The organism is Sphingomonas sp. BL-S-25, assembly GCF_055521555.1.
In genome coordinates, this window is record NZ_CM145486.1 from 195,242 (window position 1) to 215,979 (window position 20,738).

23 protein-coding genes are annotated in these 20,738 nt (G+C 66.4%); 11 read left to right on the forward strand and 12 right to left on the reverse strand.

What is annotated here, in order from left to right:
- The first annotated feature begins 153 nt into the window (after positions 1 to 153).
- The 5 genes from ACZ1H8_RS00930 (at position 154) to ACZ1H8_RS00950 (ending at position 3,268) form a co-directional block, all read left to right on the forward strand.
- The gene (locus ACZ1H8_RS00930; protein ID WP_465179528.1) at positions 154 to 1,185 is read left to right on the forward strand and encodes a COX15/CtaA family protein; all 1,032 of its coding nucleotides are present in this window, start codon (positions 154 to 156) and stop codon (positions 1,183 to 1,185) included.
- Positions 1,182 to 1,502, forward strand: coding sequence for a divalent-cation tolerance protein CutA (gene cutA, locus ACZ1H8_RS00935; protein WP_465179529.1), 321 nt, complete (start codon positions 1,182 to 1,184; stop codon positions 1,500 to 1,502). Before ACZ1H8_RS00930 ends, cutA begins: the two co-directional genes overlap by 4 nt.
- Before the next feature lie 167 nt (positions 1,503 to 1,669).
- Entirely contained in the window at positions 1,670 to 2,149 is a 480-nt protein-coding gene (gene rplM, locus ACZ1H8_RS00940) for a 50S ribosomal protein L13 (RefSeq protein WP_110153515.1), read from the forward strand.
- A complete protein-coding gene (gene rpsI, locus ACZ1H8_RS00945) occupies positions 2,149 to 2,685 on the forward strand; it encodes a 30S ribosomal protein S9 (protein ID WP_110153516.1) in 537 nt (178 codons plus the stop codon). The genes rplM and rpsI overlap by 1 nt, the downstream gene beginning before the upstream one ends.
- 91 nt (positions 2,686 to 2,776) lie before the next feature.
- Positions 2,777 to 3,268: a hypothetical protein gene (locus ACZ1H8_RS00950; protein WP_465179530.1), complete on the forward strand. Its 492-nt coding sequence runs from the start codon at positions 2,777 to 2,779 to the stop codon at positions 3,266 to 3,268.
- Here the strand turns inward: ACZ1H8_RS00950 and ACZ1H8_RS00955 are convergent.
- From ACZ1H8_RS00955 to ACZ1H8_RS00975, 5 genes are read right to left on the reverse strand one after another with little or no spacing between them, the layout of a single operon-like run.
- The gene (locus ACZ1H8_RS00955; protein WP_465179531.1) at positions 3,265 to 4,887 is read right to left on the reverse strand and encodes a DUF4166 domain-containing protein; all 1,623 of its coding nucleotides are present in this window, start codon (positions 4,885 to 4,887) and stop codon (positions 3,265 to 3,267) included. The genes ACZ1H8_RS00950 and ACZ1H8_RS00955 overlap by 4 nt on opposite strands.
- Positions 4,884 to 5,321 (reverse strand): hypothetical protein, encoded by a 438-nt coding sequence (locus ACZ1H8_RS00960; protein WP_465179532.1) that lies wholly within the window; start codon positions 5,319 to 5,321, stop codon positions 4,884 to 4,886. The genes ACZ1H8_RS00955 and ACZ1H8_RS00960 overlap by 4 nt, the downstream gene beginning before the upstream one ends.
- Positions 5,318 to 5,719 (reverse strand): thiol-disulfide oxidoreductase DCC family protein, encoded by a 402-nt coding sequence (locus ACZ1H8_RS00965; RefSeq protein ID WP_465179533.1) that lies wholly within the window; start codon positions 5,717 to 5,719, stop codon positions 5,318 to 5,320. Before ACZ1H8_RS00965 ends, ACZ1H8_RS00960 begins: the two co-directional genes overlap by 4 nt.
- Complete coding sequence (locus ACZ1H8_RS00970) at positions 5,712 to 6,410, reverse strand: DUF4166 domain-containing protein (protein ID WP_465179534.1); 699 nt, start codon at positions 6,408 to 6,410, stop codon at positions 5,712 to 5,714. The genes ACZ1H8_RS00965 and ACZ1H8_RS00970 overlap by 8 nt, the downstream gene beginning before the upstream one ends.
- A 9-nt stretch (positions 6,411 to 6,419) precedes the next feature.
- Positions 6,420 to 6,983 carry a GbsR/MarR family transcriptional regulator gene (locus ACZ1H8_RS00975; protein WP_465179536.1) on the reverse strand — a complete coding sequence of 188 codons (564 nt, stop codon included), beginning with the start codon at positions 6,981 to 6,983 and terminating at the stop codon, positions 6,420 to 6,422.
- Positions 6,984 to 7,235: 252 nt separating this feature from the next.
- On the opposite strand from ACZ1H8_RS00975, the gene ACZ1H8_RS00980 reads away from it, so the two are divergent.
- The 4 genes from ACZ1H8_RS00980 to ACZ1H8_RS00995 all read left to right on the forward strand — a co-directional run bounded on the left by ACZ1H8_RS00980 (position 7,236) and on the right by ACZ1H8_RS00995 (position 13,684).
- Positions 7,236 to 7,985 carry a class I SAM-dependent methyltransferase gene (locus ACZ1H8_RS00980; RefSeq protein ID WP_465179538.1) on the forward strand — a complete coding sequence of 250 codons (750 nt, stop codon included), beginning with the start codon at positions 7,236 to 7,238 and terminating at the stop codon, positions 7,983 to 7,985.
- 150 nt (positions 7,986 to 8,135) lie between these two features.
- Positions 8,136 to 11,645: an autotransporter domain-containing protein gene (locus ACZ1H8_RS00985; protein ID WP_465179539.1), complete on the forward strand. Its 3,510-nt coding sequence runs from the start codon at positions 8,136 to 8,138 to the stop codon at positions 11,643 to 11,645.
- A gap of 101 nt (positions 11,646 to 11,746) precedes the next feature.
- Positions 11,747 to 12,442: an aspartate/glutamate racemase family protein gene (locus ACZ1H8_RS00990; RefSeq protein ID WP_465179540.1), complete on the forward strand. Its 696-nt coding sequence runs from the start codon at positions 11,747 to 11,749 to the stop codon at positions 12,440 to 12,442.
- 111 nt (positions 12,443 to 12,553) lie between these two features.
- A complete protein-coding gene (locus ACZ1H8_RS00995; protein WP_465179541.1) occupies positions 12,554 to 13,684 on the forward strand; it encodes a lipase family protein in 1,131 nt (376 codons plus the stop codon).
- Here ACZ1H8_RS00995 and ACZ1H8_RS01000 read toward each other — a convergent pair.
- A complete protein-coding gene (locus ACZ1H8_RS01000) occupies positions 13,645 to 14,085 on the reverse strand; it encodes a UrcA family protein (protein ID WP_465179542.1) in 441 nt (146 codons plus the stop codon). The genes ACZ1H8_RS00995 and ACZ1H8_RS01000 overlap by 40 nt on opposite strands.
- A 388-nt stretch (positions 14,086 to 14,473) precedes the next feature.
- Between ACZ1H8_RS01000 and ACZ1H8_RS01005 the strand changes: the two genes are divergently transcribed.
- Positions 14,474 to 14,692, forward strand: coding sequence for a hypothetical protein (locus ACZ1H8_RS01005; RefSeq protein WP_465179543.1), 219 nt, complete (start codon positions 14,474 to 14,476; stop codon positions 14,690 to 14,692).
- A gap of 14 nt (positions 14,693 to 14,706) precedes the next feature.
- On the opposite strand, the gene ACZ1H8_RS01010 is transcribed toward ACZ1H8_RS01005, so the two are convergent.
- Genes ACZ1H8_RS01010 through ACZ1H8_RS01020 form a run of 3 tightly spaced genes read right to left on the reverse strand, consistent with a single transcriptional unit; the run spans position 14,707 to position 16,331 of the window.
- Complete coding sequence (locus ACZ1H8_RS01010) at positions 14,707 to 15,486, reverse strand: sulfite exporter TauE/SafE family protein (RefSeq protein ID WP_465179544.1); 780 nt, start codon at positions 15,484 to 15,486, stop codon at positions 14,707 to 14,709.
- A gap of 7 nt (positions 15,487 to 15,493) precedes the next feature.
- Positions 15,494 to 16,012: a rhodanese family protein gene (locus ACZ1H8_RS01015; RefSeq protein ID WP_465179546.1), complete on the reverse strand. Its 519-nt coding sequence runs from the start codon at positions 16,010 to 16,012 to the stop codon at positions 15,494 to 15,496.
- Positions 16,013 to 16,016: 4 nt separating this feature from the next.
- Complete coding sequence (locus ACZ1H8_RS01020) at positions 16,017 to 16,331, reverse strand: ArsR/SmtB family transcription factor (RefSeq protein ID WP_465179547.1); 315 nt, start codon at positions 16,329 to 16,331, stop codon at positions 16,017 to 16,019.
- A 71-nt stretch (positions 16,332 to 16,402) separates the two neighbouring features.
- Here ACZ1H8_RS01020 and ACZ1H8_RS01025 point away from each other — a divergent pair, with 71 nt between their 5' ends.
- Entirely contained in the window at positions 16,403 to 17,272 is an 870-nt protein-coding gene (locus tag ACZ1H8_RS01025) for an MBL fold metallo-hydrolase (RefSeq protein ID WP_465179548.1), read from the forward strand.
- Positions 17,273 to 17,294: 22 nt separating this feature from the next.
- Here the strand turns inward: ACZ1H8_RS01025 and ACZ1H8_RS01030 are convergent, their stop codons facing one another.
- From ACZ1H8_RS01030 to ACZ1H8_RS01040, 3 genes are all read right to left on the reverse strand, one after another.
- Positions 17,295 to 18,140 carry an NYN domain-containing protein gene (locus ACZ1H8_RS01030; RefSeq protein WP_465179549.1) on the reverse strand — a complete coding sequence of 282 codons (846 nt, stop codon included), beginning with the start codon at positions 18,138 to 18,140 and terminating at the stop codon, positions 17,295 to 17,297.
- A 70-nt stretch (positions 18,141 to 18,210) separates the two neighbouring features.
- Positions 18,211 to 19,773: a hypothetical protein gene (locus ACZ1H8_RS01035; protein WP_465179550.1), complete on the reverse strand. Its 1,563-nt coding sequence runs from the start codon at positions 19,771 to 19,773 to the stop codon at positions 18,211 to 18,213.
- 552 nt (positions 19,774 to 20,325) lie between these two features.
- Positions 20,326 to 20,598, reverse strand: coding sequence for a hypothetical protein (locus ACZ1H8_RS01040; protein ID WP_465179551.1), 273 nt, complete (start codon positions 20,596 to 20,598; stop codon positions 20,326 to 20,328).
- Positions 20,599 to 20,738: the final 140 nt, after the last annotated feature.

Here is a 20,738-nt window from a genome sequence, read left to right on the forward strand (position 1 = left end):
CCTGAGGGTGGGACGGAGGAAGGGTGGACCCCGGCACTGCGGCCGGGGTGACGATGTTTAATCCGGACAGGTGATCTCGCCGGCAACCGCCAGACGGTAGCAAGCCCCTTTCGCGCATAGCTTTCCGCCCCCCGGCGGAGTAGATCGCTGGCCATGCTTCAGGCGACTCCCCTGCCCGCCAGCGCGCGTCCCCGCGCCATCGCCAACTGGTTGTACGCGGTCGCCGCGCTGATCGTGCTGATGGTCGTGGTCGGCGGCATCACCCGCCTGACCGAATCGGGCCTGTCGATCACCGAGTGGAAGCCGATCAGCGGCACCATCCCGCCGCTGACCGATGCCCAGTGGCAGGCCGAATTCGACAATTACAAGCGCATCCCGGAATATCAGCAGCTCAACCAGGGCATGACCCTGGCCGGGTTCAAGGCGATCTTCTTCTGGGAATATGTCCACCGCCTGCTCGGCCGGCTGATCGGCGTTGCCTTCGCGCTGCCGCTTTTGTGGTTCGCGGTGAAGAAGGCGATCCCGCGCGGTTATGGCTGGAAGCTGGTCGCGCTGCTCGTCGCCGGGGGCATGCAGGGTGTGGTCGGCTGGTGGATGGTCACCTCAGGGCTCAGCGTGCGGACCGATGTCAGCCATATCCGGCTTGCTACCCATCTGCTGATGGCGCTGGCGATCCTCGCCGCGATCGTCTGGGTCGCGCTCGATCTGCGCGACCTGGATCGCAATCCTGCCGCCCGCCCCGCCCGGCTGACCGTCATCGGCGTGCTCACCGTCGCGATCCTGTTCGTGCAGCTATTGTTCGGCGCGCTGGTCGCCGGCCTCAACGCCGGCCTGGTCACCGACGAATGGCCGCTGATGAACGGCCGTTTCTTTCCCGGCCTGACGACTGCCGGAGAGAGCATCGGTTTCGCGATCTTCAACGATCCCACGATCGTCCACTTCATCCACCGCTGGTGGGCCTGGGTCGCCGTCGTCGCGCTGATGCTGCTGGCGCGATCGAGGCGCGGCACCGATCGCCGCGCCTCGATCGCAATCCACAGCGCGTTCGGCCTGCAGATCCTGCTCGGCATCGCCACGGTGATGAGCGGAATGAACATCGTCCTCGCGGCGCTCCACCAGCTGACCGGCGCGCTGTTGCTGGTCGCGACAATCTGGGGTGCACACGCCGCCGGGCGGCTGCGGTGAGCGATATCGCATTGCTCTGGTCGACCTTCGCCGACCGCGAGGAGGCCGAGCGTGTCGCCGCCACGGTGGTCGGGGAGCGGCTGGCCGCCTGCGCCAACATCCTTGCGCCCTGCACCTCGATCTATCGCTGGGACGGCGAGGTCCAGCGCGGCGAGGAAGCGCCCGTGCTGTTCAAGACGACGATGCAGCTGGCGACCCGGCTGCGCGATCGCATCGCCGAACTGCACAGCTACGACCTGCCGGTGATCGAAGCCTGGCCGGTCTCCGCGTCGCAGGCGGTCTGGACCTGGATCGACGGCGAGACGCTCGCATCCTGATGCCGATGCGGGCGGATGGCGTCGTGAAAATGGTCATGGTATTCTGATACCCGTCAAGAAACCCGCGCATTTGCTTGACTTTCGAACCCCTCTGCGTCAGATGCCCGTCAACCGCGCTGCCCGAGAGGGTGGCGCGCTTGCGTTTCAAATCGAAAGGTCCCGGCCCCATGAAGGCGCTGATGAAGACCACCAAGTCGGTAAAGCCGGCCGAGGTGGAGAAGAAGTGGCACATCGTCGACGCCCAGAATCTGGTCGTCGGTCGCGCTGCCGTCGTGATCGCCAATGTGCTGCGCGGCAAGCACAAGACCAGCTTCACCCCGCACGTCGATTGCGGTGACAATGTCATCGTCATCAACGCCGACAAGGTGCGCTTCACCGGCAAGAAGCTGGGCCAGAAGGTCTATTACAAGCACACCGGCTATGCTGGCGGCATCAAGGGCATCACCGCTGCCAAGGTTCTCGAAGGCCGCTTCCCGGAGCGCGTCCTCGAAAAGGCCGTCGAGCGCATGATCCCGCGCGGCCCGCTGGGCCGTCAGCAGATGCGCAACCTGCGCATCTATGCTGGCGCCGAGCATCCGCACGAAGCGCAGAACCCCGAGGTCCTCGACATCGCCGGCATGAGCCGCAAGAACAAGGTGGGCGCATAATGTCCGATAACCGCCAGTCCCTTTCCGATCTCGGTGCGATTGCCGGTGGCGCTGCTGCCGACGCGCCGACCAGCGCCGACGAGTATCTGAACGCACCGGCCGCGCCCGTCGAAAGCACGATGCCGCTGCGTCAGCAGGAGCTCGACGCCTATGGCCGCGCCTATGCGACCGGCCGCCGCAAGGACGCCGTCGCTCGCGTCTGGCTGAAGCCCGGCACCGGCAAGATCACGATCAACGGTCGCGATCAGGAAGTCTATTTCGCACGTCCGACGCTGCGTCTCGTCATCAACCAGGTGTTCGGCATCACCGAGCGCGACGGTCAGTATGACGTGATCTGCACCGTCAAGGGCGGCGGCCTTTCGGGCCAGGCCGGCGCGGTCAAGCATGGCATCAGCCAGGCGCTGACCAAGTATGAGCCGAAGCTGCGCGCGCCGGTGAAGGCAGCGGGCTTCCTGACCCGCGACAGCCGCGCCGTCGAGCGCAAGAAGTACGGCAAGGCCAAGGCCCGCCGCAGCTTCCAGTTCTCGAAGCGCTAAGCGGTCCTTCGCTTGCGAAATCAGGGCGGTCCGGCAACGGGCCGCCCTTTTTCGTTGCTCGCGTCACGTGCGGGGCTTTAGCATCGCTGCCATGACCTTCACCGATCCGATCGTCGCCCGCATCATCCCGTTTCTCGAGCAGATCGGGATTCCGGTCGCGGTCGAGCCGCTGGCCGACGGAACCTTGCTCCCGGGTGCCACGGTGCGTCACGGAAAGCTGGTCTTCGATCCCGAGCAGTTGCCCTGGCCCGGCGACCTGCTGCACGAGGCCGGACACATTGCGGTCACCCCGCCCGAGCTTCGCGAAAGCCAGGCGGAGATCGTCGACAACCCGGTCGAGGAAATGGCGGCGATGGCCTGGTCCTATGCCGCGGCGCTCGCGATCGACATCGACCCCGCGATCGTCTTTCACGAGGGCGGCTACAAGGGCGACGGCCAGCGCTTCCTCTCCTCCTATCAGGACGGCCCGACCGGCGGGATCGGCGTCCCGATCCTCCAGACCTACGGCATGACCGCCGAACCGATGCTGGCGGACAGGCTGGGGCTCGCACCCTTTCCCACCATGGCGCGCTGGCTGCGCTAGGCGTCGATCGGGGCCAGCCAGCCAGAATAGCGGACGATCCGCCCGATCAGCGGCAACCCGACGTCCACATCGAAGCGGAACCGCCCGTCCTCGACCGTTTCGCGCGCCGAGATGCGCGGCGCCAACATCAGCGGCAGCCGGACGCCGAACAGGCTCCAGCGGACCAGCATCATGCGCAGCCCCGCTGCGTCGGACGCCAGCGTGAAGCCGAAGCGAAGCGGCCCGAACCGCTCGGTCACCCCGCCTTCGCGCTCGCTCAACTCGCTGCGGAACCGGTGGCCGCCAAAGTCGCGCGTCCAGGTCTCGCGCCCGTTTCGCACGACGAACTGGACGTGCACGTCGTGGTCGCCCGCCGGGGGCATCCGCATCATCGCGCCCAACCACCGCGCGGCCCATCCGCGCCCGCGTTCAACCGTCGCCGCTCCGGATGCGCCTCGGTCGGCCTGGACCCGGTGCATCGCGCGCACTTCGAGGGGCAGTAGATCGAAGCGGCTGCCCATCGCCCGGGCATAAAGAGGCGGCGGTGCCGCCCGTTCGATCGTCTCATGGCGGATCGCCAACTCGGCAAAGAGCGGCTCGAACCGCTCGAGCGTCAGCAAATCCCAGGCATCGCGCGCGCCGAGCCCGATCTTCCCCGCCAGTAGATCCTCGGCCAGCGACTGCGCCGCCAGTACCGGGATTTCGGGCCCGTCGCCCTCGCTTGCGGTAAGCGTCCAGCGGCGCTCCATCCCGTCGCCCTCGACCGTCACGCGCATCCCCGAACGGTCGCTGCCCAGCCCCAGCGTCATGCGGTACGGCGGCATCAGCCACCGCTCCCAGCGCACCAGCGACGAGACCCATCCCCACCGCACCAGCCAGCCGAGAGACCAGAGCGCAAGCATCTGAAACCCAAGCTCGGTCCCGGCGCGAAACACCACCGATGGCCGACCCCGCAGTCGCTCCGGCGCCAATGCAAGGTCGGGAACATCGGCCAGCGCGACCAGCCGCCGTCCCGGCCCGCTGCCATCGGCCAGCCGCAGATCCTCGCGTCGCATCTCCTGCCAGCCATGGCCCGTCGTCCAGCGTCCGCCGCGCCACAGCCGGACCGGCCGCCCGACATAGCTGAGGATCGCGGCCGCCACCGACGCGCCGGCACTGGCGCGGTTCGACGCGCTGATCGCCATCTCCACCCGCTCGACCCGCGCCATGCCCTCGGCCAGGCGGCGCACGACCGCACCCGACAGCGCGGGCACGCTCGATGCTCCCGCGACCACCGCAATTCCAGCGGCCCGGGCGTCCCGGTCGAGCGCCCCGATCCCGGCGACGAAGTCGCGCCCGTCGGCCAGATCGAGATAGGGGATGCGCATCGCGATGCACGCCTCGGGCACGGTGAACCCGCCCGTCTGAAACGGCCCGGCTGCGTCGATCACCAGATCGGGCCGATGCTGCGCCAGCACCATGCCGATGCCCCTCGCGCGGTCCGCGACCACCGGCTCGGCGCGATCGAGTTCGGCACAAAAGGCCGCAGCCTTCTCCAGGCTCCGCCCGGCGACAAGCACCTGATGTCCCGCCGCCAGCAACCGCCGGCTCAACCGCGCGCCGAACCCGCCATAGCCGCCGATGATCAGGACCTGGCTCATCGCGCCGGCCCGTCCGGTCCAGCCTCCCAGCGATAGGCCAGGCCGCCGACAAGCCCGCTCAGCGCAAACAGTGAAACGGTCTCGACGCCGCTTCCGCCGATAGCAAGGAGCAGCAACGAAATTGGAATCGTCCCAACCAGTGTGCCGCCCGTCGCCGCACTCAACCATGTCATGCGGGCGCACCGACGGACACACTCGACGAGATAAAGCGAGGGCACCATATGCACCACCGCGACCACCCATCCCATAGTCGAGAACAGCAACAGGATGGCGAAGGCAGAGATCAACTCAGTCGCGCCGAAAACCGAAACGGAGATCGCGAAGGCGATGATGCCGGGCACGAATCCAGCGGCCAGGATTGCCGCAGCGGGTGGGTTGATTGCCAACGCAGCGACGTCGGCGATTGCGGCACGATGGGCAGGCTGCCCGCTCACAACAGTCGTTCCCGCTGTTCGGCCGTCGGCATCCAGCACTGCTCGGTCCGCCCGAACAGCCGGTAGCGATTGCGCGCTACCCAGCGATAGACCGGATCTCGAACCCCGCGCGGCACCAGCGCCATCACTCCCGCCGCGCGCCACGGCCATCCCAGTCCGCGCCACACTGCGAGCACGGCGTCGCTGTCGCGAAAGACCCGGTCGCCCTCGACCACGATCATCGTGTCGGGGTCGGTCGGATCGATCCCGAACCGCCGATACAGCGCCGCCCCGGCCTCGCCTTGCATCGACGCCAGTCGGAAATCTCCGCGCCGATCGCGCGCCAGCACGAAGCGGGCATGGGCGGAGCACAGCACGCACTGCGCGTCGAACAGGATCACCGGGTGCGGCTCAGCCATGGTCCGCCTCCGTCGCCGCGTCGGCGAACACTGCGACCTGGCGCACCAGCAGGCCGAGCAGCGGATGATCCAGGTCGAGGGTGAAGGCGAACCGCCCGCCGCCGAGATCGACATGACCGATCGTCAGCCGCCCGATCGTCCAGTCCGGCACGCGCAATCGCACCGCGCCGGCGCGCAGGAAATAATGGTCGCTCTCGAACAGCAACGCCCCGCCCTCGACCCTCAATCGCAGCGCGATGCCCATCCCCAGTCCGAGATATTCCTCCAGGCCGGTGGGGCCGGCAAACTGCTTGGCGCTGTGGATAACCTGTGGAAAACCGCTGCGCCGGCCATATTGCCGCGTCCAATACTGGCCGCGCCCCTCGACATCGCCGGTCACGCTGACGCTGGCGGCTACGCCGGTATCGCGCGTCAGCGGCAGCGGGCCGCCGACCAGCCGAGCCAGTTGCGCCAGCAGCCAGCCGGTCCGGCTCATTCGACACTCGACCACTTCGCCGACATAGGCGACACAGGCACCGGCCCCGATATGCCAGGCAAAGCGGTTGCGGACGGCGGCGGGCAACTGCTCCCAGGCATTGCCCAGCAGCCGCCGGAACGGCCCCTGCGGTTCGGCCTCGGCTTCCGCGCGGCGCCATCCGGCACAGCGCCGCCGGACCCGCTCGTCCCGCCATGCCAGTGCCTGCGCCACCATCGCGGCCTCCTATTTCCCGCTCTTGCCCTTGGGAAGGAAGGCCAGCACCCGCTTGCCCATCGCCACCAACATGGCCAGCCGGCCGGGCGGGATCGCGATCATCTGCTGATACCAGTCGTCCATCGTCCGCACGAAGTCGTGCATCGCGTCGATGCGCCCGCGCGCGGTGGCGGAAATGCGCGGATCCTGCCTGGCCTCCGCGGCACAGACCTGAAGCGCCGCGACCGCGGGGTCGATCTCGCGCGCCTTGCGCCCCTGGGCGATGCGGGTCAGCATCTGCCACAGATCGACCTCGGCTTCATAATGATCGCGCCGGTCGCCCATCACCGGCGCGCGCCGGATCAGCTTCCAGGCGAGCAATTCCTTCAGGCTGTTGGACGTGTTGCTGCGCGCGATGCGCAGCGTGTCGCTGATCTCCTCGGCGTGTAGCGGGCGGTCGCTCAGATAGAGCAGAGCATGAATCTGGGCGACGGAGCGGTTCACGCCCCACTGCCCGCCCATCTCGCCCCAATGGAGGACGAACTGCTGGACCGCGGCCGGAAGCAAGTTCGTATGATCAGTAGTTTCTGTCATGACAGAAATATACGAATGCGCTTGACCGGTGTCAATCCGCCGCGAAGCGGCCTTGTCCTTGCCACAACCGGCTGTCATCACAGCTGCGTGCCCGTGGGAAGGCACGCCAACACGTTCGAGGGGACGGCGTAATGAGTTTGATCGACCGGGGCAGTCCGCCTGAGGCGTGCCCCCTCGCGCGCGCATTCCATGACAGCATCATCATCGTATCCGTGTCTGCGCATCGCCGCAGCGCCTGGGGAAAGACCATCCATGACGTCGCGTGAACTGACTTCCTTCCTTCCCCTTGCCGACGACGGCGCCTGGCCGGCCGATGCGCGCCGCTCGATATCCGATATTCTTCACGTCATGGCCTTTGGCGCGATCGGCTGGCCCTGGCTGCTGCGCAGCCTCTCGGGCGGCTCGCGCGAGGAGAAGCTGCGCCTGACGCAGCGGCTCGGCCTGGCCTCCGACGCCCTGCCCTATCTCGGCAGCTGGAAGGCGGACACCGGCTTCCTCCATTTGCTGGTCGATCATATCGAGGCGCGCCGCCCGCGCACCGTCGTCGAATTTGGTGCCGGCGCCTCCAGCCTCATCGTCGCCCGTGCGCTTCAGCTCAATGGCGGCGGGACTCAGATCAGCTGCGACCAGCATGCCGGCTTCGTTCGCGACACGCGCCAGTGGCTGCGCGACAATGGCGTCGACGCCGATCTGCGCGCCACGCCCTTCCGCCCGTCGCCCAATGGCTGGCCCGGCGTGTGGTACGACCACGGCGTGCTCCCCGCCGAGATCGACCTGCTGATCATCGACGGCCCGCCCTGGGCGATCCACCCCTATGTCCGCGGGGCGGCCGACAGCCTGTTCGACCGTATCTCGGTCGGCGGCACGATCATGCTCGACGACGCCGCCCGCCCCGGCGAGCGCGTCATCGCCCGCAAATGGCGCAAGCGCTGGCCGAATTTCGAGTTCGAGCTGATCCATCCCGGCACCAAGGGCACGCTGGTCGGCACGCGACTGCGCTGATCGGCCGAGCGTTGCCGCGGCGCAACATAGTGACATGAATCGTCGCCGAAGCTGCCGCGATCCCGCTTGTTATCCCCATTTGGGCACAATAGCCTGTCCCCCTGACCTGGTTTCGTCATCACGACGTTCCGCATCAGGGGGACATTGTTCATGCTCATTTCTCGCAATTCGCGAGCCGTACGCGCGTCTCTGCTCGTCTCGGCCACCTTCGGCCTCTCGACGCTGGCCGGCATCGCCCAAGCCCAGAATGTCTCGACGATCAATGGCGGGCCGAGAGCCGATGATGCGCTGATCGAGGCACAAACTACCGGGGTCGTCGATCGCTCGATGTTCGATGCGCCCGAGGCGACGCCGCAGATCGTGATCGGCTATCCGGGCACTCCGACCACGGCGCAGGATCCGAACAACATCACCGGCGTCGGCCAGATGATCGTCGACAATAATGACGGCACGATCGGCCTGTGCACCGGCACGCTGATCAACCCGCGCGCAGTCATCTTCGCCGCGCACTGCGTCAACACCCGTCCCCAAGAAGCCTATGGCGCCAACACTGGCGGCACGGCGATCGGCTTCGGCTTCAACCAGAACAACAACCAGGCGGGTGCAAGCGCATTCGGCGGCTGGCTGAACGGCGTCGCCGGCGGTGCCGAATATCAGACCAATACCGGCCGCTACATGTACAATGTCAACGCCGTTGCGTGGCACCCGGATTCCGTCGAGGGTCTGTCCGGCGGCTTCCGCCAGGCCGACGTCGCGATCGCGACGCTAGACACCCCGGCAAAGGACATTCCGACCTGGGCGATGCTGTTCTCGGCACTGCCGCCGCAAGGTGGCGGCGCAGCCGGTACAGGCTATCACGTCAACCTTGCCGGCTATGGCCGCAACGGTACCGGCGACACCGGATCGGTCAACGGCGTCGATTATCGCCGTCGCCTGGCCGAGAACATGCTGGGCGCACTTGTCTCGCTGGACGATTTCACGAGCTTCCTGTTCGGCAGCACCACCGGTCAGCTGCCGCAGAACCTGTACTGGATCGACTTCGACGATCCCCGCCGCGGCACGGCCGGAGCCGATCCGCGCGATTTCAACGCATTTCGCGACAATCCCACCCCGCGCGAAGGCACCACCGCCAGCGGCGATTCGGGCGGCCCGCTGATCCTCGACAGCACCTATGCCAAGCAGCTGGTGATCGGCGTCCTGTCGGGCGGCTATACCCGCTTCTTCAACGGGGCCCCGGCCAATGGCTATGGCACCGTGTCCTTCTATCAGCCGCTTTATCTCTATTGGGACTGGATCGCTGCGAATAATCCGTATCGCTACGTCTCCAGCGTGGCGGGCGATGGCAACTGGACCGATGCCAACCACTGGGTCACCAATATCGACCCCAACTATCACATCATCGGCCCCAATGGCGAACTGGTGAACGGCGTTCCGACCGCACCCGGTACCGGCATCGCACCCGTCGAGGGTGGCAAGTTCGGCGAGGCCTGCTTCGAATCCGGCGGCACGGCGGAATGCTATAATTACGGCACCGGCCAGGCGACCGTCGCGGTCCGTCCGATCGGCACCGACTCGACCACGGGCCAGCCGACTGCCGGCGCACTCGCCAATGGCAGCGACACCGTCGCCGCCGGCTCGCTGACCAATGGTTCGGCCACCGCCCAGGCCGCCGGCCTGGTCCAGACCCAGCCGACCGCCCAGGCGGACGTGACCGCCAATGCCCTGCCGGCGGCGACCATCGCCAACGGCCTGCCCGGCGCGACCAACTTCGTGCCGAACAATATCGATCCGAACCCCGGTCAGGGCGTAATCGGTCGCTATTTCGACGTCACGCTGGCGGCGACGGGCACCACCACGCTGAGCAGCGCGGTGACGGTCGATCGCTTCGCCATCGCCGGCGGCGGCGCGCGGCTGAACATCGCGGCGGGCGGGTCGCTGACCAGCCTGATCGACATCACCCAGGCGACGGGCACGATGCAGGTCAACGGCAACCTGACCTCGCCGGGCGACTATCTGATGATGACCGGCGGGCTGAACGGCACCGGCACCATCACCGTCCCCTTCTTCACCAGCATGGCCGGCGTGATTGCGCCGGGCACGGCGGGGACGACCGGCACGCTCACCTTCCGCGGCAATGTCGTGCTTGCTTCGGGCACGCGCTATATGGTCGACCTCGGCACCAACGGCGTGTCGGACCGGATCGCGGTCCAGGCCAACGGGGCCGGCACCGGCCTCGCCAATCTGGGCGGCACGCTGGCGCTCAACTTCGTGAGCCCCGGCGCGATCCGCAACGGCGACAGTTACACGATCGTCACTGCTCAGGGCGGTGTCAGCGGCCGGTTCAATTCGCTGGGCGCGCTCAGCGCGATCCTGACTCCGACGCTGACCTACGGCACCAATGCGGTTACGCTGCGAATCGTAGCGGGCAATTATGCCAATGTCGTCGATGCCTCGAACCGCAACCAGGTCGCCTATGCCACCCTGCTCGACCGCAACCGCGGCCAGCAGTCGCGCTATGACGGCATCTACGGCCCGCTCGATCTCGGCGACACCGCCCAGATCCGCGCCTCGCTCAACAGCTGGACCCCGGCGGCGGAAACCACGGGCCAGTCGCTGGCGCTGGTCGGCGCGGCCAACATCGCCAACCTGCTGCGCGACCGCGTCACTTCGCTCGATCCCGCATCGTCGGGCGGCACCGTCGCCCGCTACGGCGCGGTCGGCCAGGTCGCCGAGAACCTGACCTCGACCCGCGGCGTCGCCGGCATTTCGGGCATGGGCTTTGGCGGCGTCGCCACCTCGGCCTCGATGGCGCCGATGGTTCAGGAAAATGCCCTGCCCGAGGATGTCAGCGCGTTCTTCGCCGGTGGCTATCTCAACGGCGACTCCGCGCCGATGAGCGGCATTGGCGGGCGTGACGATTATGACGGCTGGTACGGTGCCGCGGGTGTCGAGAAGCTGGTGGGCAACCACGGCGTCATCGGCTTCGCGCTGTCCTATACCCGCCTCGACGGCACCTCGGCCTTTGTCGGCAACAGCGCGCGGGCGAACCTCTACCAGGGCTCGCTCTACGGCAAGCTGAAGACCGCCTCGGGCGTCACCTTCGACGCGACGCTGACCGCCGGCCTGCTGGACCTCAACACCGTCCGCAACGTCAGCATCATCGGCAACAGCTATCGCCTGACGGGGTCGAACAACTCGCTCGTCGTCGTCGGCGACATCGGCTTGGGCAAGGACTTCGATCTGGGCGCTGCCCGGATCACGCCGCGCCTCTCGGCCCGCGGAACCCATATCGGCTTCTCGCGCGGTCTGGAGGAAGGCGGCCCCAACGCCCTCATGATCGACCGCGAGAAGGTCGAGAGCCTTCAGGGTCGCGCCGGCCTGACGCTGGCCGGCACCGGCACATTCCGCCCGTTCCTGACCGGCACCTATGTCCATGAGTTCAACGACCGCCCCGGCGTGTTCGGCGCGAACTTCGTCGGCGGCGTCGGCGGCAACGTGCTGTTCGCGCTCAACGGCCAGGACAAGGACTGGGCCGAGCTGACCGGCGGCGTCACCTTCTCGACCGGTGCCGTCGATCTCTCGCTCTCGGCCGAAACCACGATCGAGCGCAGCGACGTGAAGGGCCAGGCCTATCGCGGCGCGATCTCGTTCAAGTTCTGATCGCAGCTTCCGGACCAGGAAAGGGCCGTCCCTCGCGGGCGGCCCTTTTCCTTTGATCCCGCGCATTGCGCCGTCCCCGGCCGCCTCTATCGTGCGGCGCCATGAAGACCATCGGCCTGATCGGCGGCATGAGCTGGGAAAGCTCCGCCGAATATTATCGCATCCTCAACCAGGGCGTGCGCGACCGGCGCGGTCCCACCGCTTCGGCGAAATGCCTGCTCTGGTCGTTCGACTTTTCGGAGATCGAGCGGCTGCAGCATGACGGCGACTGGCCCGCGCTGACCGATCGCATGACCGACGCCGCCGGCCGGCTCGAAGGTGCCGGGGCGGAGCTGCTGCTGATCTGCACCAACACGATGCACCTGATGGCCGACGCGATCCAGGCGGCGGTCGCCATCCCTTTGCTCCACATCGCCGACCCCACGGCACACGCAATCCGCGCCGCCGGCCTGACCCGCGTCGGCCTGCTCGGCACCGCCTTCACCATGGAGCGCGACTTCTATCGCGGACGCCTGACCGGGAAACACGGGCTCAACGTGCTCGTGCCCGACGCGGAGGATCGCGCCGCCGTCCACCGCATCATCTATGACGAACTGGTCGCCGGCCGGATCGAGCCCGCGTCGCGCGACGCCTATCGCGCGGTCATCGCCCGGCTGGTCGATCGCGGCGCCCAGGCGATCATCCTGGGCTGCACCGAGATCATGCTGTTGATCGGCCCGGACGACAGCCCGGTCCCGCTGTTCGACACCACTGCCCTCCACGCCGCGGCGGCGGTGGATCTCGCGCTCGGCGACTGATCCCGCCGCCTGCCGATAGCCCTCAAAACGGCCGCGAATTGAGTTGCCGCGGCACCGCGCCCGTCGGAAAATTCGCACGGAGTCGGGACGGACGGCCAAGGGAGGGATCGGATGACGACGGTCAGCGAGCGCATCGAGGCAGTGATTGAGGAGCTGAAGGCCGCGCGAGCGCAACTTGCTTCCGACGCGGGCAGCACCAGCGCGGTCGCCGCCGCCATGGTCCAGCTGTCCTACTTCGCCTATAACGAACCGATCGACACGATCGCGACCGACGTGGCGAACTCCAACATGGTCTTCCCCATCGTCCCCGACAGCCATTGGCGCTGCGTCTGGGGTCCGGTGACCGACAGCGACAAGGGCAATCTCCTCTACGGCGCCGGCCTGTTCGCCGGTAGCCCGGACGACGATATCGACGCGCCGCCGTTCCTGGTCGCGGTGGTCAACCGCGGCACCGCCCATCCCGACATCACCGGACTGCTCGCGGACCTGTACGAGGATGCGACACCGATCCCGCAATGTCCCTGGCTCGACGTCCCCAATGCCTGGATCGCCACCGGCAGCCTGGACGCACTGACGGCCGTCACCGAGCTGAGCTGGAACGACCAGACCATCCTCGACTATCTCGCCTCGCTGCCCAAATGGGGCGAATATGAACCGATCATCCTCGTCACCGGGCACAGCCTGGGCGGATGCATCGCCAGCATGCTCGCGCCCTGGCTGGCGGCGAAGCTTCCACCGGCGAAGACCGCCTGGCTGACCCCGATCACCTTCGCCGGACCGACTGCGGGGACGCAGGGTTTCGTCGATGCCCTGGTCGATGCCTGTCCGCTGCGCCAGATCTATTTCAACCCGATGGACGTCGTTCCACGCGCCTGGTGGGACATCACCGGCATTCCCGATATTTACGGCTGGAAATATTTCGATCCGGTCGTCGAAGCCTGGGCGTTGACGACCGCCGGTCTGCTCGAGGTGCTGGACAATCCCTATGTCGCGGTGCCCAGCCAGATCCCGGCGCTGCCGGGCGAGTTCATTCCCCTCGCGGATCCGCATTTCGGCATCGAATGGTTCCAGGAGGCACTCGCCCAGCACAGCTGCGCCAATTACATGCTGCTGATGGGCCTGCCCGCGCCTTACGCCTTCTCGCCCCACGCCCACCCGCTTCAGCGGCTGGAAGCGTCGCAGCAAGAGGCGCTGAGCCGCCATCAGGGCGCAGGGCAGCGACTGCAGGCACCGCGGCGATAGGCCGGGATCAGTTCGGCCTTCCAATCCGGGCTCCAGCTGCTGCCCGCGCCCGCGCTGATGGCGCCGCCGGCCGCTGCACCGGCCATTGCGCGGCCGATCAGTTGCGCAATCTGCGGCTTGGTGCGCTCGACCGTGTCGTTGAGGCAGCGGCTGTACCGGTCCAGGATGCGATTGCCGGTGTCCAGGCCGCAAATGTCGCGCGCCGCGCGATAGATGCGCACTTTCAGAATGCGGCGACCGCGCTGGGTGGTCAGATCGAGATCCGCGGCCGACACCGGCACCCTGACGGTGTCGGACGGGTCGGAGCGATCGGACAGGATGCGAACAGGGTCCGTATGTGCAGCGGTGCTTCCCGCAAAGAGAAGGGCAATGGCGGCCAGTCCGGCCCGAAATACTGTCATGGTCAAAACTCCTTGGTTACGCAGGCTTCCACTGCGCGCCGGGAGCTTCAGAATGGCTGCACGACCCACCGGCCGCGTTACGCGGGTAGCATCGGAGGCACCCCGACTGAGCCGGGCGTGGCTGGCGCCGGCAGGTACCGACAGCTAGACTGTGCGGGCCGACGGCGGTGCTTTCGCTTCTGCGCCGTCACCAGCCGACAAGGGACCCCGCCATGCCCCATCTGCCCGTCGACCCGATCCATCTTGGCCCCGGCGCCACCGCGTCGGTCGAACCGGAAATGACGGACGAAGCTGGTACGAAGCCTATGGCATCCGCCATGCGGCCGATGGCATCGAGGGCAGGCTCGTCTCGCAATTCAGCTTCGACGAATCCTGGCAGAGCTGGGAAATGCACCCGCACGGCGCGGAAGTGGTGATCTGCACCCAGGGCAGCTTCACCCTCCATCGGCAATGCGCCGATGGCGGCAGCGACAGCGTCACCCTCGCCCCCGGCGACTACGCGATCAATCCGCCCGGATGCTGGCACACCGCCGATGTCCCCGCCGGTGCCAGGGCCACCGCGATCTTCATCACGCCCGGCCTCGGTACGACCCACCGCGCGCGCTGATCGCTGGCGCTGCGTCAGATCGACGACGCGATGACATAGCCACCCACGGTGATCACCACCGCTGCGAACCCGCGTTCGAGCAGCCCCTTGCGGGCCCCCAATAGCCGGCCGAACACCAACCCGATGGCCGTTCCCGCCACGCCGCCGACGACGAGCAACCCCGTGATGCCCCAGTCGACCAGCCCCGATCCGGCATAGGAGGCGGCTGTGGTCAGACCCAGGGCGCTGACGACGACCAGGGAGGTGCCGATCGCATAGGACAAGGGCATGGCGGTCGCGAGTATCAGGCCAGGCACGATCAGGAACCCGCCGCCGATCCCGAAGAACCCCGCCGCCAGCCCGACGCCCAGACCGGTCGGAACCAGGCGCGGCAGCAGCACCGAGGCAGTCTCCCGCGTCAGCCGCACCTCGGGCGCCTCCGCAACGCGCCTGCGGCGCAACATTGAGAGCCCGACACCGATCATCAGCAGGCCGAACAGCAACAGCAATCGCTTCCCGTCCACCGCCTTGCCCAGTTCCGCGCCCAGAGCGGCGCCGATCATTCCCGATCCGGCAAAGACGCTGGCGCAGCGCCACTTCACGCGCCCTGCCCGGGCATGGCCGATCAGGCTGGCGACCGCATTGGCCGTGACTGCGACAGCCGCCGTGCCGATTGCGGCATGCGGAGAGTCGACGCCGACCACATAGACCAGAAGCGGCACCGCCAGGATCGACCCGCCGCCGCCGACCAGGCCCAGGATCAGGCCGATCACCGCGCCCGAGGCCAGTGCGGCGATGAGGGTCGCGCCGTCCATCCCTGCCTCAGGCCGCGGCGCGGCGGTTCCACGGCATCATGCGCAACAGGGCCGCCATGCCGCACCAGCCGGTGGCGCCGGAATAGACCAACCCTGCCCCGACAAATGCCGACAGGGCGAATAATCCGGGCGAGACGAACAGGCCGAGCGCTATCCCAACCAGCACCAGCCCGCCCGCGGCGAGGTGGACCTGCCGCATGATTTCCAGCGGCTGCGATCGGTCCGTGACGGTGGCCTGCCCGGCGCTGCGCCAGGCATCGATACCGCCCGTCAGGATATAGACCGGCGCCCCCTGTGCTGCCGCAGCGAGCTGCACCGCACTGGCGGAGGTGCGCATCCCCGACCGGCAGTGAAATATGACCGGTCGGCTATCGCTCGGCAATTCTCCGATCCGGTCCAGCGGCAGGTTCACCGAGCCGGGGATCCGTTCGCGCAAATGCTCGTCGGCTCCGCGGATATCGACGAGGCGCGCACCGGCAGCGATTGCGGCGCGAGCCTCGGCGGGTGAGAGTAAGGCAGGCGTCATTCCGTCACTCCTTGCAGTACAGTTCGTAGAGTGTGGCCAGCAGCGTCCCGACCCGCGCATCCGCAATGGCGTACCAGAGTGTCTGGCTCTCGCGCCGATAGGTGACGAGGCCCTCCTCACGCATCTTGGCCAGATGCTGCGAACAGGCCGATTGCGACAATCCGACCTCGCGCGCGAGGTCGCCGACCGTCATCTCGTCATGCTCGACCAACTTGCACAGCAGCATCAGGCGGCGGGCATTGCCGATCGCCTTCAGCGTGTCGGCAACGTGTCCGGCCTTCGCTTCGAAGGTCGCCAGATCCATCGGTGGCTTGAGCATCGCTCCACTCCATTAGATATCGCTTATTTAGCATTATCTAATATATATGCAAGGGCAATCGGAGGACGATCATGACCCAGCCTGTCATCGAGGCTTTTTTCGACGAGCCGACCAACACGATCAGCTATCTGGTCGGCGACCCCGCAACGCGCATCGCCGCGGTGATCGACCCGGTACTCGACTTTGACCTGGCCAGCGGCACTGCCGACACCCGCTCAGCCGAACGCATCCTGGCCTTTGCGCGCGAGCATGACTGGCAAATCGAGATGATCCTGGAAACGCACGCCCATGCCGATCACCTTTCGGCCGCCCCGTTCGTCAAGGCGCGCACCGGCGCATGGATCGGCATCGGCGCGCATATTCGGGAGGTGCAGACCCTCTTCCGCCCGGTCTTCGCGATGGACGATCTGAATGTGGATGGCAGCGACTTTGACCGGCTGTTCGAGGATGGCGAACGCTTCACGATCGGCGAGCTCAAGGTCGAGGTGCTGCACGTCCCCGGCCACACGCCCGCCGACCTCGCCTACCGCATCGGCGACGCGGCGTTCGTCGGCGATACGCTGTTCATGCCCGACTATGGCACCGCCCGCGCGGATTTTCCCGGCGGCGACGCGCGCACGCTGTACCAGTCGATCCGCCGGATTCTGGCGCTACCGGACGAAACCCGGCTGTTCCTCTGCCACGACTATAAGGCGCCGGGTCGCGACACCTATCGCTGGGAAACGACGGTCGGCGAACAACGCCGCTCGAGCGTCCATGTCCATGACGGCGTGAGCGAGGACGCCTTCGTCGCGATGCGCGAAACGCGCGACGCCAGCCTGACCGCACCGAAACTCCTGCTCCCCTCGATCCAGGTCAACATTCGCGCCGGCCGCTTCCCCGAAGCCGAAGCGAATGGCGTAAGCTATCTGCGCATTCCGGTTCGGTGGAACGATCGATAACGGAGCGGGCGTCGGCCCCGTCCTAGAATTGCGGTTTCGGCGTCTTGTCGCGGTTCCGCCGGTCGGCGATGTAGCTCTGCCCGGTTTCCTCGGCCTTCACGATCTCGAACAGGCCCACGGCTTCGAACAATTTGGGGAAGTTGCGCGCGCCGTAATTGCGCGGATCGATCGGGGCCTGTCGCCTTGCGGCGCTGCCAGCTGCGTCCAGCGGCGCCCAGCCATCGTCGCCCGCCGTCGCCTCGACGGCGCCGCGCAGCACCGCGACCAGCTTGGCATCCTGGCTCAGCGGCGCCTTGGTCGGCTTGGCCTCCGCAGTTTCCGAACGCGCAGCCTTTTTCCGCGATGATGCCTTGGGCTCGGGCGTTTCGCCGGTCGCCGCCACTTCCGCCTTGGCGCTGACGCTCCCCTCCTCGCCCAGCCGGTCGAGATAGAGGAAGGTCGTGCATGCATTGACGAACGGGTCCGGGGTCTTTCGCTCGCCAAAGCCATAGACGTCATGGCCGTTCGCACGCAGCTGCATGACCAGCGGCGTGAAGTCGGCGTCGCTGGATGCGATGCAGAAGGCGTCCAGCTTCTGCGTGTACATCAGTTCCATCGCGTCGATCACCAGCGCCATGTCGGTGGCATTCTTGCCCCTCGAATAGCTGAACTGCTGCACCGGACGGATGGCGTGCTCGTGAAGCCGCGCCGTCCAGCCCTTCATGCTCGGGCTCGCCCAATTGGCATAGGCACGACGGATGTTCGCGACGCCATATTTGGACAGCTCGGCCAGCATCGCGGCAATCTTGCCGTGCGAGACATTGTCCGCATCGATCAGCAGCGCGATGCGGCGGGCGGGCGTCGCGCCGCCGGTCAGATTCAGGTCCATGTCCGTCTCCCTGGCACGCGCAATGGCAGCGAACGCGCCGCGGGGCCACCCCACCCCCGACGCTCTGGGTTCATTTTGCCCGACCGTTGGCCACCTTTGCTCGGCGGATCTCGTAAAGCTCACTCTTGTCGTTCTGCCAAATTCGGATCAGGCGGTCGTCGCGAGTGCCCTGCGGGAGTTGCAGTCCGACCAGCCATAGATAATCCACGTCCTGAAGCGGCAGGTGCCGCATCGTCTCCGCAAGTCCGTGTCGCGTCCGGTTTTCAAATGGCACCGTATAATCGATACAATGATCCGGTCGCACGAGATGTGACGGATCACGCGCATAATCGCCGGGCGCGAACCGGATTTGCAGCATATGCACATTTGGCAGGGCCCAATGCGCGTTTGTCCATCCGTCACGCATCGGCGTCACGAGATTGGCGAGGTGCTCGGTCCTCGGAGACCGCCAGCCGGCAAGATCGCAATCGATCAAACTCAGATTCATCACCCGGGCGCCGGGCCGAACCTTCTGGAGCGCAGTCAATTCCGAACGGAAGCTGCGCTCATACTCGACGAAAGAGGCGGTCGTCACAGCAAGCCTCACCGTCAGCAGAACGGCACCCACCAGAAGAACCCAGCGCCGCGTGCGAAGATCGACACGCCCCCAGTCCAGCAGCGCAAGTGCGAGCAGAAGAGCATAGGGCGCGATGCGCAAATCGACAAAATCGGTTCCCGCCAGCCGACCCGGCGCGATGAAGAATAAAACCGTTGTTGCGATTACCGGTCCGGCACTGCCGCGCGAATATCGCGCACCGCGATAAAAGCCAAAAGCCAGGACAGCCAGGCACGCGATGACTGTCGATATGTCCAGCATTGCATTCTGGTCGTGTACTGTTTCGATGACGATGCGAAACTTCCGCAACACCGGCAATGTCGTCGGCCCTGATCCGGAAGCGCTCAGCAGGACCGGGATGACGGCCGCCGCGAGCGGCCATAAGCGCGATACCATATCCCGCACCAACGTGACGTTCCATTTGCCGGGTCGCCACCCGTCCGAACGCCACAGCTCCCAGCTGGAGATCCAGATGATCAGGAAAGCCCCGCCTTGCGCATGGGCAATCATCAACGTCGGAGCGACGAGCAGAAAAAGCAGCGCCCGGGCGCTTCTGCGCCCGTCCAGTGCCATCCATGCGGCAAACGCACAGAGTGCCAGTCCAGTCGCAAGCGTGAAGTTGAGAAAGCCGGCTAGAAAGGCGATATTATAGACGAAAATCAACGCCCAGGGCATCGAAGATGGCGCATCCGGATTGAGCTTTCGGCTCACCGCGAGCAACCCCAGGACGGTAATGACCGGCGATAGCGCAGCCAACAGCCAGGTCGTCGTGAAGACGCCAAGATACGGCGCAAGAACCTCGATCGCCAGTTGGCACGCCATGTTGAGCGTCAGCTTCCAGTCAAACCCGAAATCGCGGAACAGCGGGCTGTCTGCAGGCGCCACCTGGACCGCAAAGGCACCGATGTGGCCGGGCACGTCGGCGAGCGGCGGGATGCTGACAAAGAGGAACGGAAGCATGGATGCGAGGGCGAGGCCCGAGACGCATTGCCAGCGAAGGATCCACGAGAAATGAGTCGATTTCGAACCGTCAGTCATACCTGCGTCTACGAACTCCGACTCGTGCTGCAACCATCATCTCGACGGGGCTGCCATCCGGCGGGTCATAACCGGCTTTCCTCGAAGTCATGATGTAGGTCGCACCGACCGGTTCCCCGTGGCGCCCTTACCGGACGATTATGGCACGTGGAACAGCGTCTGCGGTCGCGATTGGCGGCAATTTATGTGCGGTCGGCCTACCAATGAGACCCAGCAACCGAGACGCGCAATGTGAAGGGCTTTGCCCCTCTTCCGCATGATCTCGGAAAAGGCCAGGGCGGTGGTCTGCCGTCACGCGCGGACGCCAAAATCCCGCACTGCGCACTCGCGACAAATATGGCCAACGCACTCGCGTCGAGCAACTCTTCAACACGTTCGAGCCGTCGGTCGGGTCACGACCCGCAGATACTTCCCCGGTAACGAGACCGCGAGGCAGCTGCTGACCTGGTGCTCAGCAAAGCCACAGATGGCGGAAACGGCCACCGCGCGGCATATTCTTCAGCGACGCGCACATGCCGCCGTGTGCCGGGTCCTGCGCGCCCCGAAATCCATTCACTGGTCGAGATCGTTTTCGCTGACGATGATGACCGGCGCGTCACTGTTGCGCGACAGGGCGTTCAGCGCAGCATCGCGCAGAACATCGATGAATTCGTTGAACCGGAACTCTGCGTCGTCATCGGGCGCATCGCCGCTCAGCGCTTCGAGTACGCCATATTTCACCGCGAACTCATAGTCGTCGCCATCGACCTCGCCGGTAAATTCGACCTGGCGTTCGTCGATATTGTCGAAAATAGTCGAGAGATCGATGTCGAGTTGCGTGGCCATGTCCTGTCCTATGCTGGTTAAGCCGTGCCAAACCGTCGCGCGCGCAAGCTGTTCCCGACAACGACGCGCAACGGCGAAACCGGATGCGAGCGCAACGCGCCTCTCGATTGAAGCGGAGCCCGCGCCACACGGCTGGCGTC